Source organism: Streptomyces sp. NPDC046716 (genome assembly GCF_040645755.1).
Lineage (GTDB): Bacteria > Actinomycetota > Actinomycetes > Streptomycetales > Streptomycetaceae > Streptomyces.
Genome location: NZ_JBEYYU010000005.1, coordinates 74,440 through 87,737 on the forward strand (window position 1 = coordinate 74,440; position 13,298 = coordinate 87,737).

Annotated in this window: 11 protein-coding genes; 3 read left to right on the forward strand and 8 right to left on the reverse strand. The window is 69.3% G+C overall.

What is annotated here, in order from left to right; all coding sequences use genetic code 11:
- Positions 1–16 precede the first annotated feature (16 nt).
- The 5 genes from mreC to ABZ930_RS05480 all read right to left on the reverse strand — a co-directional run bounded on the left by mreC (position 17) and on the right by ABZ930_RS05480 (position 5,272).
- Positions 17–952 carry a rod shape-determining protein MreC gene (gene mreC, locus ABZ930_RS05460; protein WP_361541851.1) on the reverse strand — a complete coding sequence of 312 codons (936 nt, stop codon included), beginning with the start codon at positions 950–952 and terminating at the stop codon, positions 17–19.
- Between the two features lie 215 nt (positions 953–1,167).
- Complete coding sequence (locus tag ABZ930_RS05465) at positions 1,168–2,187, reverse strand: rod shape-determining protein (protein WP_018531437.1); 1,020 nt, start codon at positions 2,185–2,187, stop codon at positions 1,168–1,170.
- Between the two features lie 326 nt (positions 2,188–2,513).
- Positions 2,514–2,927: a nucleoside-diphosphate kinase gene (gene ndk / locus ABZ930_RS05470; RefSeq protein ID WP_361541855.1), complete on the reverse strand. Its 414-nt coding sequence runs from the start codon at positions 2,925–2,927 to the stop codon at positions 2,514–2,516.
- A 456-nt stretch (positions 2,928–3,383) separates the two neighbouring features.
- A complete protein-coding gene (locus tag ABZ930_RS05475) occupies positions 3,384–3,731 on the reverse strand; it encodes a DUF4233 domain-containing protein (protein WP_361541858.1) in 348 nt (115 codons plus the stop codon).
- Between the two features lie 5 nt (positions 3,732–3,736).
- Complete coding sequence (locus tag ABZ930_RS05480; RefSeq protein WP_361541861.1) at positions 3,737–5,272, reverse strand: folylpolyglutamate synthase/dihydrofolate synthase family protein; 1,536 nt, start codon at positions 5,270–5,272, stop codon at positions 3,737–3,739.
- A gap of 142 nt (positions 5,273–5,414) precedes the next feature.
- Here ABZ930_RS05480 and ABZ930_RS05485 point away from each other — a divergent pair, with 142 nt between their 5' ends.
- Together ABZ930_RS05485 and ABZ930_RS05490 are read left to right on the forward strand one after the other, a co-directional pair.
- Complete coding sequence (locus tag ABZ930_RS05485) at positions 5,415–6,428, forward strand: rod shape-determining protein (RefSeq protein ID WP_361541864.1); 1,014 nt, start codon at positions 5,415–5,417, stop codon at positions 6,426–6,428.
- A 341-nt stretch (positions 6,429–6,769) separates the two neighbouring features.
- A complete protein-coding gene (locus tag ABZ930_RS05490) occupies positions 6,770–7,321 on the forward strand; it encodes a hypothetical protein (RefSeq protein ID WP_361541867.1) in 552 nt (183 codons plus the stop codon).
- A gap of 63 nt (positions 7,322–7,384) precedes the next feature.
- On the opposite strand, the gene ABZ930_RS05495 is transcribed toward ABZ930_RS05490, so the two are convergent.
- The gene (locus ABZ930_RS05495) at positions 7,385–10,015 is read right to left on the reverse strand and encodes a valine--tRNA ligase (protein WP_361541870.1); all 2,631 of its coding nucleotides are present in this window, start codon (positions 10,013–10,015) and stop codon (positions 7,385–7,387) included.
- 115 nt (positions 10,016–10,130) lie between these two features.
- Here ABZ930_RS05495 and ABZ930_RS05500 point away from each other — a divergent pair, with 115 nt between their 5' ends.
- Entirely contained in the window at positions 10,131–11,090 is a 960-nt protein-coding gene (locus tag ABZ930_RS05500) for a hypothetical protein (RefSeq protein WP_361541873.1), read from the forward strand.
- Between the two features lie 75 nt (positions 11,091–11,165).
- Here the strand turns inward: ABZ930_RS05500 and clpX are convergent, their stop codons facing one another.
- The gene (gene clpX, locus ABZ930_RS05505) at positions 11,166–12,452 is read right to left on the reverse strand and encodes an ATP-dependent Clp protease ATP-binding subunit ClpX (RefSeq protein ID WP_111668326.1); all 1,287 of its coding nucleotides are present in this window, start codon (positions 12,450–12,452) and stop codon (positions 11,166–11,168) included.
- Between the two features lie 155 nt (positions 12,453–12,607).
- Positions 12,608–13,267 carry an ATP-dependent Clp protease proteolytic subunit gene (locus tag ABZ930_RS05510; RefSeq protein WP_361541877.1) on the reverse strand — a complete coding sequence of 220 codons (660 nt, stop codon included), beginning with the start codon at positions 13,265–13,267 and terminating at the stop codon, positions 12,608–12,610.
- Between the last annotated feature and the right edge of the window lie 31 nt (positions 13,268–13,298).

The following is a 13,298-nucleotide window of genomic DNA, read 5'->3' on the forward strand; positions in this document are numbered from 1 at the left end:
GGGTCAGCTCCTCCTGTTACTGCTGGACGCCGTCGGCGGGCGCGGACGGGGTGACGGTGACGGTCACGGTCGGCGCGGGCTTCGGCTTCGCGGGCTTGGTCGGCAGGACCTCGTCGCGCGGGTCGCTGCGCGGCGGCTGGACGACGACGCCCACGATGTCCAGCTTGGTGAAGCCGACGTACGGCGTGACGTAGACGGTACGGGTCAGGTCGCCGCCGGACGGGTCGACGCGGACGACCCTGCCGACGGGCACGCCGGGCACGAACGGCTTGTCGGCCGCCGAGCCGAAGGTGACGAGCCGGTCGCCCTTCTTCACCTTGGCCTTGCCGTTGAGGAGCTGGACGCGCAGCGGCCGGTCGCCCTGGCCGGTGGCGAAGCCGAGCTCGTCGGTCTTCTCCATCCGGGTGCCGACGGTGAAGTCCGGGTCGTTGGCGAGGAGGATCGTGGAGGTGCCGGGGCCGACCGTGGTGACGCGGCCGACGAGTCCTTCCCCGTTCAGCACCGTCATGTCGCGCTTGATGCCGTCGTCGGCACCGGCGTCGATGGTCACCGTCCAGGAGAAGCCCTGTGCGGACCCTATGGCGATGACCTGGGCGCCCTTGATGCCGTACTGGCCGGCGCCCGCCGTCTTCAGCATGCTGTCGAGCTGGCGGATCTTGCTGCGGTTGCGGTCGTCGCTGCCGAGCTTCGACTTCAACGCGGCGTTCTCGCGCTCCAGTTGACTGATCCGGTCGTGCCGCTTGTCGGAGTCGCGGACTGCGCTTATGGCGTTGCCGATCGGGTCGACCGCGCCGGCGACACCGCTCTCCACGGGTCCGAAGACCTTGGCGGCGCCCTGACGGGCACCGTCGACCGGCGAGTCCTCTCCTCCGCGGATGTCCACCGTGATCAACGCGAACGCGATGGCGATCAGCAGTACCAGGAGCAGCCGGCTCTCTCGTGTGTCCCTCACGTGCGGCGGCCGTGCCTTCCTCAATCAGAAATCGGGTGGGGCGGTGTCACGATGTCTGGAGATATGGGTTTGTCGGGGGGATAGGGGGATGCCGGACGGATGTAACCGATGAACCGATGTCCGGGAATTCGTGCCTTGCCTCTATATCAACGATCCGCCGCACGAAGTGGCAGGCACTCGTACGGCGGACCCACCCTTTCAGGTGTCACACCCGCTCATCTGCGCGGCGACGCGTCGAGCACCTGCTGCAGCGCCTCGAACTCCTCGACGCACTTTCCGGAGCCGAGCGCCACGCTGTCCAGCGGGTCCTCGGCGATGTGGATCGGCATGCCCGTCTCGCGGCGCAGCCGCTCGTCGAGGCCGCGCAGGAGAGCGCCGCCACCGGTGAGAACGATGCCGCGGTCCATGACGTCACCCGACAGCTCGGGCGGGCACTTGTCGAGGGTGGTCTTGACCGCGTCCACGATCGCGTTGACCGGCTCCTCGATGGCCTTGCGGACCTCCGCCGCCGAGATGACGACGGTCTTCGGCAGGCCGGACACCAGGTCACGGCCGCGGATCTCGGTGTGTTCGTCGGAGTCCAGGTCGTACGCGGAACCGATCGTGATCTTGATCTGCTCGGCGGTCCGCTCACCGAGAAGGAGCGAGTACTCCTTCTTGATGTGCTGGATGATCGCGTTGTCCAGCTCGTCGCCCGCGACGCGGATCGACTGTGCTGTGACGATTCCGCCGAGCGAGATGACCGCGACCTCGGTGGTGCCGCCACCGATGTCCACCACCATGTTGCCCGTGGCCTCGTGGACCGGCAGGCCCGAGCCGATGGCCGCGGCCATGGGCTCCTCGATGATGTGCACCTGACGGGCACCGGCCTGCGAGGAGGCCTCGATGACGGCGCGGCGCTCGACGCCGGTGATGCCGGACGGCACGCAGACCACGACTCGGGGCCGGGCGAGGTAGCGCCGCTTGTGGATCTTCAGGATGAAGTAGCGGAGCATGCGCTCGGTGATCTCGAAGTCGGCGATCACGCCGTCCTTCAGCGGGCGCACCGCGACGATGTTGCCAGGGGTGCGCCCGATCATCTTCTTGGCTTCGGCGCCGACCGCGAGAATGCCACCGGTGTTGGTGTTGATCGCGACCACGGACGGTTCGTTGAGCACGATCCCGCGACCCCTGACGTACACCAGCGTGTTGGCGGTCCCGAGGTCGACAGCCATGTCACGGCCGATGAACGACATTGAGTTCCCCATCAGGATTCGTCTGGCCTTCCCAAGTGGAGCGTTTGATTGCTTGTCAGGTAGGCGAGAGGTGGACGCGGTGTGGCGTGGAGGCTCCATCGTAGTCTCGCCTGCACGATCACGGCGCGAGGGTCTTCGCCATTGTCAGCAGATGAATCTCCGTCCCGCTAATGGGGACGTGCCGACGGAGGGTTGCGTTCCCCCAATCGGGGCGCATATGCCAAAGAACGGCCCGAATTCTCAGGCCGTTCCAGGTCAGTGGCGCTCCGTGACTGACGAATCGTCAGAAAGGGAATGCGGTTCGTCTCAATGGGCGAGATCCGGCGTCAGACCAGGTTCGGGAAGAAAATCTTCAGCTCGCGCTCGGCCGACTCCTCGGAGTCCGACGCGTGAATCAGGTTCTCGCGGACGATGACACCGAAGTCGCCGCGGATCGAACCCGGGGCCGCCGCGATCGGGTCGGTCGGACCGGCCAGCTGGCGGACACCCTCGATGACGCGCTCGCCCTCGACGACCAGCGCGACGACCGGGCCGGACGCCATGAACGTCATCAGCGGCTCGTAGAAGGGCTTGCCCTTGTGCTCGCCGTAGTGCTGCTCCAGCGTCTCCTGGCCGAGCTCGCGCAGTTCGAGGGCGCTGATCGTCCAGCCGGCCTTGCGCTCGATACGGCCGATGATCTCGCCGATCAGGCCACGGCGGACCGCGTCGGGCTTGAGCAGGACGAGCGTGCGCTGGGTCATTTTGGGTGGGCTCCTTGTGCGGCCGGGATTGTGCGGTGGTGGGCCCTGAGGTTACAGGGGGTTATCACCCGCCCGGCACCGGGGTTGCACCCACTTCCCGGTCGCCCCTCGCCCGCGGGTGCGCGGGGGCTTCTCGCGCAGTTCCCCGCGCCCCTGAAGGGTCGTCGGTCGCGCGCGGGCCGGTGGCCGCTTCTCGCGCAGTTCCTCACGCCCCTGAAGGGTCGTCGGTCGCGCGCGGGCCGGTGGCCGCTTCTCGCGCAGTTCCCCGCGCCCCTGAACGGCAGTCGGTCACGCGCGGGCCGGTGGCCGCTTCTCGCGCAGTTCCTCGCGCCCCTGTGCGAGCTGCGCTCGCTCAGGGGTAGGGGAAGGCTGCGCGCAGCGCATGCCTTCAGGGGCGCGGGGAACTGCGCGGCCAGCCCCCACCGGGCCGCAGACGAAAGGCAGCCCGGAAAAAGCTCAGGCCGCGCTCGACTCCTGCTGCGCCGCCCAGCGGGCCTTGGCCGTGTCGATCTTGCGCCCGAAGTGCACCGAGGCCCACCACAGCGCCGCGAAACAAGCCCCCAGGAAGAACATCACCGGCACCCAGAACCCGCTGACGATCAGCGCGATCTGCAGGGCCCAGCCCAACTGGATGCCACCGGGACGCATGACCATGCCGCACAGCAGCACCGAAAGCACCATGGCGATGCCACAGACCGTCCACACCAGCCCGCTCGACAGGTCCTGGTCCTTCATGGCGACAAGCCCGGCGAACCCGATGACGAAGAACTCGCCGATCAGCGTCGACGCACACAACGTACGCACAGTGCTCAGTCCTTCCCCAGCAACAGCAGCCGGGCTTCCCCGACCGTGATCACGGAACCGGTGACGAGCACGCCGCCGCCCGCGTACTCGCCCTCTTCCTCGGCCAGCGTGATCGCGGCCTCCAGGGCGTCGTCGAGCCGCGGCTCGACCTGGACCCGGTCGTCACCGAAGACCTCGACCGCGACGGCCGCCAGCTCGTCGGCGTCCATGGCGCGGTGGCTGGAATTCTGGGTGACGACGATCTCCGCGAAGATCGGCTCGAAGGCTTCGAGCAGCCCCCGTACGTTCTTGTCGCCGCTGGCACCGACGACCCCGATGAGCCGGCTGAAGTCGAAGACCTCGCTGATGGCGTCGGCGGTGACCCGCGCGCCCGCCGGGTTGTGCGCGGCGTCGAGCACGACCGTCGGCGACCGCCGCACCACTTCCAGACGGCCCGGCGAGGTGACGGACGCGAAAGCGGCGCGGATGGTGTCGATGTCGAGCGGGCGGGCGTGCTCCGAACCGATGCCGAAGAACGCCTCGACGGCGGCGAGCGCCACCGCCGCGTTGTGCGCCTGGTGGGCGCCGTGCAGCGGGAGGAAGACCTCCTCGTACTCGCCGCCCAGGCCGCGCAGGGTGACCAGCTGGCCGCCGACGGCGATCTGCCGGTCCACCACGCCGAACTCGAGTCCCTCGCGGGCGACCGTGGCGTCCGTCTCGACGGCCTTCTTCAGGATCACCTGCGCCGCGTCGACCGGCTGCTGCGCCATGATCACGGTGGCGTCCTGCTTGATGATCCCGGACTTCTCCACCGCGATCTCGCCGGGCGTGGAGCCCAGCCGGTCGGTGTGGTCGAGGTCGATGGGGGTGATGACCGCGACGGTCCCGTCGATCACGTTCGTCGCGTCCCAGCTGCCGCCCATGCCGACCTCGACGACCGCCACGTCGACGGGGGCGTCCGCGAAGGCCGCGTAGGCCATGCCGGTGAGCACCTCGAAGAAGGACAGCCGGTACTCCTGCTGGGAGTCGACCATCTCGACGTAGGGCTTGATGTCCTCGAACGTCTCGATGAAGCGCTCGTACTCGATCGGCGCGCCGTCCAGGCTGATGCGCTCGGTGATCGACTGCACGTGGGGCGAGGTGTAGCGGCCGGTGCGCAGGTCGAAGGCGGCCAGCAGGGCCTCGATCATGCGGGCCGTCGACGTCTTGCCGTTCGTCCCCGTGATGTGGATCGAGGGGTACGCCTTCTGCGGCTCCCCCAGCACGTCCATCAGCGCCGCGATGCGGTCCACCGACGGCTCCAGCTTGGTCTCGCCCCAGCGGGTGGCGAGGTCCGCCTCGACCACGCGCAGCGCCTTCTCCACCTCCGGGTCCCGCGGCCGGGCCGGGATGCCGTCGCCCTGCGGGGGGCCGCCCTGCGTGCGCAGGGTGCGGCTGCCCGCCTCGATGACCGCGAGGTCGGGGTCGCGGTCGGTCTCGGCGCCCACGATCTCCTCGAAGGCGTCCGGGCTGTCGCTGGGGCCGTGGTCGTCGCTGCTGTCGCGCGGGGGGAGGTCACTCACGTACGCCAGTCTACGGAGGTCCCCGACAAGTGCAGACAGCGGTGCGGATACCGCCCTCCGGGACGGAACGGGACTTTGGGCCTGTCCGAATCAGGACTTTGGTCCCACCGGATCACAGCATCGCCCTGCAAACTTGGCGATCATGGACATAGGCATCGATCTCGGCACCGCCAACACTCTTCTCTACGTACGCGGTCAGGGGATCGTGCTGAACGAACCGTCGGTGGTCGCCGTCAAGCAGGGCGGCAAGCACGGCTCCGTGCTCGCCGTGGGCACCGAGGCGAAGGAGACCATCGGGCGCACCCCGGGCTCCATCACCGCCATCCGGCCGCTGCGCGACGGCGTCATCAGCGACTACGAGGCGGCCGAGCAGATGATCCGGCACTTCGTCCGCAAGGTCGCGCCGGGCCGCCGGCCCCGTACCCGGATGGTGGTGTGCGTGCCCAGCGGGGTCACGCCGGTCGAGCGGCGGGCCATCGTCCACGCGGCGCAGGGGTCGGGGGCGCGGGCCGTCCATCTGATCGAGGAGCCGATGGCGGCGGCGATCGGGGCCGGGCTGCCGGTGGCGGAGCCGCGCGGGTCGATGGTCGTCGACATCGGCGGCGGGACCACCGAGGTCGCCGTCATCTCGCTCGGGGGTGTCGTCACGGCGCGGTCGCTTCGGGTGGGCGGGGACCGGCTCGACGAGGCCATCACCGATTACGTCCGCAGGGAGCACGGGCTGCTGATCGGGGAGCGCACCGCCGAGGACATCAAGGTCGCGATCGGCTCGGCGTGGCCCGTGCCCGGTGAGGACGCGTTCGAGATGCGGGCGTTCACCGTGCGGGGGCGGGAGAAGGTGGCCGGGCTGCCGAAGACCGTGGAGCTGACGGTGCGTGAGGTGCGCTCCGCGCTGGACGAGCCCGTGGAGGCGGTCGTCTCGGCGGTGAAGGCCACCTTGGAGCAGTGCCCGCCGGAGCTGTCCGGGGATGTCATGGAGCACGGGATCGTGCTGACCGGTGGGGGTGCGCTGCTGCCCGGGCTCGATCTGCGGATCGCCTCCGGCACGGGGATTCCGGTGTTCGTCGCCGAGGAGCCGTTGGACAGTGTCGCGCTGGGGTGCGGGAAGTGTGTGGAGGACTTCGACGGGTTGGAGCGGATGTTGGGGGCCGCCTAGGGGGGGGTGGGGGTTCCGTTGGGTTCGGCGGGCGCGGGTGCGTCGTGGTTGCTCGCGCAGTTCCTCGCGCCCCTGACGGGGTGCCTCTTCGTGGAGACGTGCGGCGCCGTCGTGGTTGCTCGCGCAGTTCCTCGCGCCCCTGACGGGTGCCCCTCCGTGGAGACGTGCGGCGCCGTCGTGGTTGCTCGCGGCCCGGACGGGGCGCCCTCCGTGGAGACGTGCGGCGCCCTCGTGGTCGCTCGCACCCCGGACGGGGTGCTCCGCCGCCATATGTCGTAACGGGGCACCCCTGTTCGGCGCGGTGAGCGCCCCGTACGGGCGACGAGGGGTCCAATCGGACCATGTGGTACGCACATCAGCCGAGTCGGCGTGCTCGGCAGATCATCGGTGACGGGGCGGCTCTGCTGTGGGTCGCGGGGTGGGCCGTGATGGCGGTCGTCGCCCATCGGGTGCTCGGGGCCGCGGCCCGGCCGGTGCCCGCCGGGCCCCGCATCGGGCTGCCCGGACCGCTGCACGGAGTGGCGCGGGCCGGGGACCGGATCGTGAGCGCGGCGCCGGAAGGGGCGGGGCCGCTGCGGCTGCTGGTGCTGCTCGCCGCCGTCGCGGTGTTCGTCGTCCCGGTCGGGCTGCTCTGCGCGCTGTGGCTGCCGCGCCGGGTGCGCTGGGTGCGGCGGGCCGCCGCCGCCCGGGATCTCGCCAACAGTGAGGACGGGCGCGAACTGCTGGCGCTGCGCGCGCTCCTGCGGCCGCTCGACGAGGTGGGCCGCACCGCCGAGACGCTGCCCGAGAGCACGCCGGGCAGCCTCGCCGAGGGCTGGCGCGAGGGCGACCCGGCGACCCTGGACGCGCTGGCGGAGGCGGAACTCATCCGGCTCGGACTGCGCACCGCCTGACGCCGCACGACCGAGGCCCCGGAACCGAAGGGTTCCGGGGCCTCGGTCGCGTACGGATACGCGTCACGCCTGCGGCAGGCGCTCCAGCTGTGCCTGGATGCGGGCGATGTCCTCGTCCGCCTTGGCCAGGCGGGCCCGGATGCCGTCGACGACCTTCTCCGGGGCCTTGCCGAGGAACTTCTCGTTCCCGAGCTTGCCCTCGGCCTGCGCCTTGTCCTTCTCGGCGGCGGCGAGGTCCTTGGCGAGGCGCTTGCGCTCCGCAGCGACGTCGATCGCGCCGGACAGGTCGAGCGCGACCTCGGCCCCGGCGACCGGAAGCGTGGCCGCGGCCGAGAAGTCCTCGCCCTCCGGCTGCAGCTTCAGCAACTGGCGGATGGCCGGCTCGTGCGGCGCGAGCGCGGTGCCGTCCAGGGTGAGGCGGGCCGGGACGCGCTGGCCCGCCTTCAGGCCCTGCTCGGCCTTGAAGCGGCGGACCTCGACGACGACCTGCTGCACCGTCGCGATCTCCCGCTCGGCCGCCTCGTCGCGGAAGCCGCTGTCCTTGGGCCAGTCGGCGATCACGACGGACTCGCGCCCGGTGAGCGTCGTCCACAGCGTCTCGGTGACGAAGGGGACGATCGGGTGCAGCAGGCGCAGCGTGACATCCAGGACCTCACCGAGGACCCGGCCCGACACCTTGGCCGGCTCGCCGCCCGCCATGAACGTCGTCTTCGACAGCTCGACGTACCAGTCGAAGACCTCGTCCCACGCGTAGTGGTAGAGCGCGTCGGAGAGCTTGGCGAACTGGTAGTCGTCGTAGAACGCGTCGACCTCGGCCACCGTCTTGTTCAGCCGGGACAGGATCCAGCGGTCGGTGGCCGTCATCTCGGACGGCTCCGGCAGCGGGCCCTCGATCGTCGCGCCGTTCATCAGCGCGAAGCGCGTGGCGTTCCAGATCTTGTTGGCGAAGTTGCGGGACGCCTGGACCCAGTCCTCGCCGATCGGGACGTCGGTGCCCGGGTTGGCGCCGCGCGCCAGCGTGAAGCGGAGCGCGTCCGAGCCGTACTTGTCCATCCAGTCCAGCGGGTCCACCACGTTGCCGAAGGACTTCGACATCTTCTTGCCGTTCTCGTCGCGGACGAGACCGGTCAGGGCGACCGTCTTGAACGGAACCTCGCCGTCCATCGCGTAGAGACCGAACATCATCATCCGGACGACCCAGAAGAAGATGATGTCGTGGCCGGTGAGCAGGACGTCGGTCGAGTAGAACTTCTCGAGGTCCGGCGTCTGCTCGGGCCAGCCCAGCGTGGAGAACGGCCACAGGCCGGACGAGAACCAGGTGTCGAGGACGTCCTCGTCCTGCTTCCAGCCCTCGGCCTCGGTGCCGGGCGGCTGCTCGTCGGGGCCGACGCAGACGACCTCGCCGTTCGGCCCGTACCAGACCGGGATGCGGTGGCCCCACCACAGCTGGCGCGAGATGCACCAGTCGTTGAGGTTGTCGACCCAGTCGAAGTACCGCTTCTCCATCTCCTTGGGGTGGAGGGTGACCCGGCCGTCGCGGACGGCGTCACCGGCGGCCTTGGCCAGCGTCTCGACCTTGACCCACCACTGCAGCGACAGGCGCGGCTCGATGGTGGTGCGGCAGCGCGAACAGTGGCCGACGGAGTGGACGTACGGGCGCTTCTCGGCGACGACGCGGCCCTGCTGGCGCATGGCGTCGACGATCGCGGAGCGCGCCTCGAACCGGTCGAGACCCTGGAACGGGCCGGGGACCGTGATGACCCCGCGCTCGTCCATGATCGTCATGAACTCGAGGTCGTGCCGCTGGCCGATCGCGAAGTCGTTCGGGTCGTGGGCGGGCGTGACCTTCACGGCGCCGGTGCCGAACTCCGGGTCGACGTGCGTGTCGGCGACGACGGGGATCGTGCGGTCCGTCAGCGGCAGCTTGATGCGCTTGCCGATGAGGTGCGCGTACCGCTCGTCGTCCGGGTGGACGGCGACCGCGGTGTCGCCCAGCATCGTCTCGACCCGGGTGGTCGCGACGACCACGGTCTCGTCGCCCTCGCCGTACTTCAGCGAGACCAGCTCGCCGTCGTCGTCCTGGTAGTCCACCTCGATGTCGGAGATGGCGGTCAGGCAGCGCGGGCACCAGTTGATGATGCGCTCGGCGCGGTAGATCAGCTCGTCGTCGTAGAGCCGCTTGAAGATGGTCTGGACGGCGCTCGACAGCCCCTCGTCCATCGTGAAGCGCTCACGCGACCAGTCGACGCCGTCGCCGAGGCGGCGCATCTGGCCGAGGATCCGGCCGCCGTACTGCTCCTTCCACTCCCACGTCTTCGCGACGAAGGCCTCGCGGCCGATGTCGTGCCGCGACTTGCCCTCCTCGGCGAGCTGCTGCTCCACCTTGTTCTGCGTCGCGATGCCGGCGTGGTCCATGCCGGGCAGCCACAGCGCCTCGAAGCCCTGCATGCGCTTGCGGCGGGTGAGGGCGTCCATGAGCGTGTGCTGGAAGGCGTGGCCCAGGTGGAGCGAGCCCGTGACGTTCGGCGGCGGGATGACGATCGTGTACGGCGGCTTCTCGCTCTTGGCGTCCGCCGTGAAATAGCCCCGGTCTACCCAGCGCTCGTACAGCGTCTCCTCTACCTCGGCCGGCGCGTACTGGGTCGGCAGTTCGGTGGTGGGCGCTGAGTGCTGCTGCTGAGAGTTCTCGGTCACGCAGCCAGTTTAGGGGGGTCACAGTCCCGTACTGAAACCATATCCGGTGGCCCGATCCGCACGGCGGTACGCCAGGATGTCAGGAGCACATAAGCATCGGGAGGGAACCCATTCCATGAGCTACAACCAGCCGGGCCCCTACGGAGGCCAGCAGCCGCAGCAGCCGGGGCCGTACGGCCAGCAGCCGCAGCAGCCTGGCCCGTACGGCCAGCAGCCGCAGCAGCCCCCGCAGCCCGGCTACGGGTATCCCCAGCAGGCACCCCCCGGTGTCCCGCCCCAGCAGCCGCCGAACCCCTACGGCCAGCAGCAGCCGCCGCAGCCCCCGCAGGCGGGCTACGGCTACCCGCAGCAGGCGCCGTACGGCCAGGACCAGTACGGCCAGTACCCGCCGCAGCCCCCGGCCGGCGGTGGCGGCGGCAAGAAGGCCGGCCTCATCATCGGCGCGGTCGCCGTGGTGGCGGCGATCGGGGTGGGGGCGTACTTCGTGCTCGGCGACAGCGGGAGCGGCAGCGCGAGCGTCTCCGACGACGGGGCCCACAAGCTGTCGACACCCGCGACGGTCCTCACCGAGTACAAGAAGGACGCCAGTACGACCGGTGGCTTCAGCTCCTCGGACATGCAGGACGCCGAGAAGAACGGCCTGAAGAACGGCACGCCCGTCAACGCCTCCTACAAGGCCGGGGACACCTCCGACCCCCTGAACGGCAAGATGTTGCAGTTCCAGGGCGCTTACGGCGAGATCGACGACCCCGGCAAGCTCGTCACCGGCATGTTCGACAAGGGCGCGCTCGGCAGCAGTGGCGACGACAATGCCTCGCTGGTCGGCAGCCCCACGGACTACAGCACGGACGACTACGTCATGAAGTGCCAGGAACTGAAGATGTCCGGCTCCTCGGCCGGCTCGACCACCGGCAAGGACGTGCACATGCCGGTCTGCATCTGGGCCGACAACAGCACGGTCGCCGTGGTCATCCCGGTCACGCTCTCGGACATGATGTCCGGCAAGGACGCGGACCTGAAGTCCGCGGCGGACATCGCGACGAAGCTCCGCAAGGAAGTCCGCGTCCCCGCGTAACACGCACCGCGACGCGACGAAGGGCCCCCACCGGAGATCCGGTGGGGGCCCTTCGCTGCGTCAGATGCCGTACGGCTAGGCCGACTTCTGCTCCCCGCTGCCGCCGCCCCGCGCATCCCGCGGGATCAGCGTCGGGTTCACGTTCGAGTGAACGGCGTCCGCCGTGATGACGACCCGGGCCACGTCCTTGCGGGACGGGACCTCGTACATCACCGACTGGAGGACCTCCTCCATGATGGCCCGCAGGCCACGCGCGCCGGTGCGGCGCAGGATCGCCTGGTCGGCGATGGCCTCCAGGGCCTCGCGCTCGAAGTCCAGCTCCACACCGTCGAGTTCGAACAGGCGCTGGTACTGCTTCACCAGTGCGTTGCGCGGCTCGACGAGGATCTGGAGGAGGGCCTCGCGGTCCAGGTTGTGGACCGAGGTGATCACGGGGAGACGGCCGATGAACTCGGGGATCATCCCGAACTTCACCAGGTCCTCCGGCATGACCTCCTGGAACTGGTCCTTCTCCTCCAGCTCGCGCTTGGAGTGGATCGTCGCGCCGAAGCCGATGCCCTTGGCGCCGGCCCGCGACTCGATGATCTTCTCCAGACCGGCGAAGGCGCCGCCCACGATGAACAGCACGTTCGTCGTGTCGATCTGGATGAACTCCTGGTGCGGGTGCTTGCGACCGCCCTGCGGCGGAACCGAGGCCGTGGTGCCCTCGAGGATCTTCAGCAGCGCCTGCTGGACGCCCTCGCCGGACACATCGCGGGTGATCGACGGGTTCTCGCTCTTGCGGGCGACCTTGTCGATCTCGTCGATGTAGATGATGCCGGTCTCGGCCTTCTTGACGTCGTAGTCGGCCGCCTGAATGAGCTTCAGGAGGATGTTCTCGACGTCCTCTCCGACATAGCCGGCCTCGGTGAGCGCCGTGGCGTCCGCGATCGCGAACGGGACGTTCAGCATGCGCGCCAGCGTCTGCGCGAGGAGCGTCTTGCCGGAGCCGGTCGGGCCGAGCAGCAGGATGTTGGACTTCGCCAGTTCGATGGCGTCCTCACGGCTGCTGCCCCCGCCGTTCTCCCCGGCCTGGACGCGCTTGTAGTGGTTGTACACCGCCACGGAGAGCGCCTTCTTGGCGGCCTCCTGGCCCACGACGTAGCCCTCGAGGAACTCGTAGATCTCGCGCGGCTTGGGAAGCTCTTCCCAACGCACTTCGCTCGTCTCCGCGAGCTCTTCCTCGATGATCTCGTTGCAGAGGTCGATGCACTCGTCGCAGATGTATACACCGGGGCCTGCGATGAGCTTTTTGACCTGCTTCTGGCTCTTTCCGCAGAACGAGCACTTGAGCAGATCGCCGCCGTCACCGATGCGTGCCACGAGGTGCTTCCCCTTCGCCTGGGAGACGCCACGTTCAGCGACTCCTGGTGCCTGTATCCGACGGTACCTTGCCGGGCCCCCCGTTCGGGCCCCCCTTGGCACGGTTCACTTTGACGTGAACCGTGCCGGGGAATGGCAGACGATACAGCGCGCGGTTACGCGATCGCCTCGTTGTTCATCTTGCGGGTGGAGATGATCTGGTCCACCAGGCCGTACGCGAGGGCGTCCTCGGCCGTGAGGATCTTGTCGCGCTCGATGTCGTCGCGGATCTTCTCGATCGGCGTCGTCGAGTGCTTGGCCAGCATGTCTTCCAGCTGCGTACGCATCCGGAGGATCTCGTTGGCCGCGATCTCCAGGTCGGAGAGCTGCTCACGGCCGGTGCCGCCGGAGGGCTGGTGGATCAGGACGCGCGCGTTCGGCAGGGCCATGCGCTTGCCCGGGGTGCCGGCGGCGAGCAGGACGGCGGCCGCGGAGGACGCCTGGCCCATGCAGACCGTCTGGATGTCCGGCTTCACGAACTGCATCGTGTCGTAGATGGCCGTGAGGGCCGTGAACGAGCCGCCGGGGCTGTTGATGTAGATGGAGATGTCGCGGTCCGGGTCCATCGACTCCAGGCACAGCAGCTGCGCCATGACGTCGTTGGCCGAGGCGTCGTCGATCTGCACGCCGAGGAAGATCACACGCTCCTCGAACAGCTTCGCGTACGGGTCGTACTCACGCACGCCCTGCGAGGTGCGCTCGACGAAGCGCGGGATCACGTAGCGGTTGTCGACCTGCGGGCCCGTGTAGAGGCCGCTGCCGGGGATGTTGTTCATGATGGCGGTGTTCCGTCCTGGTGAGGGAGGC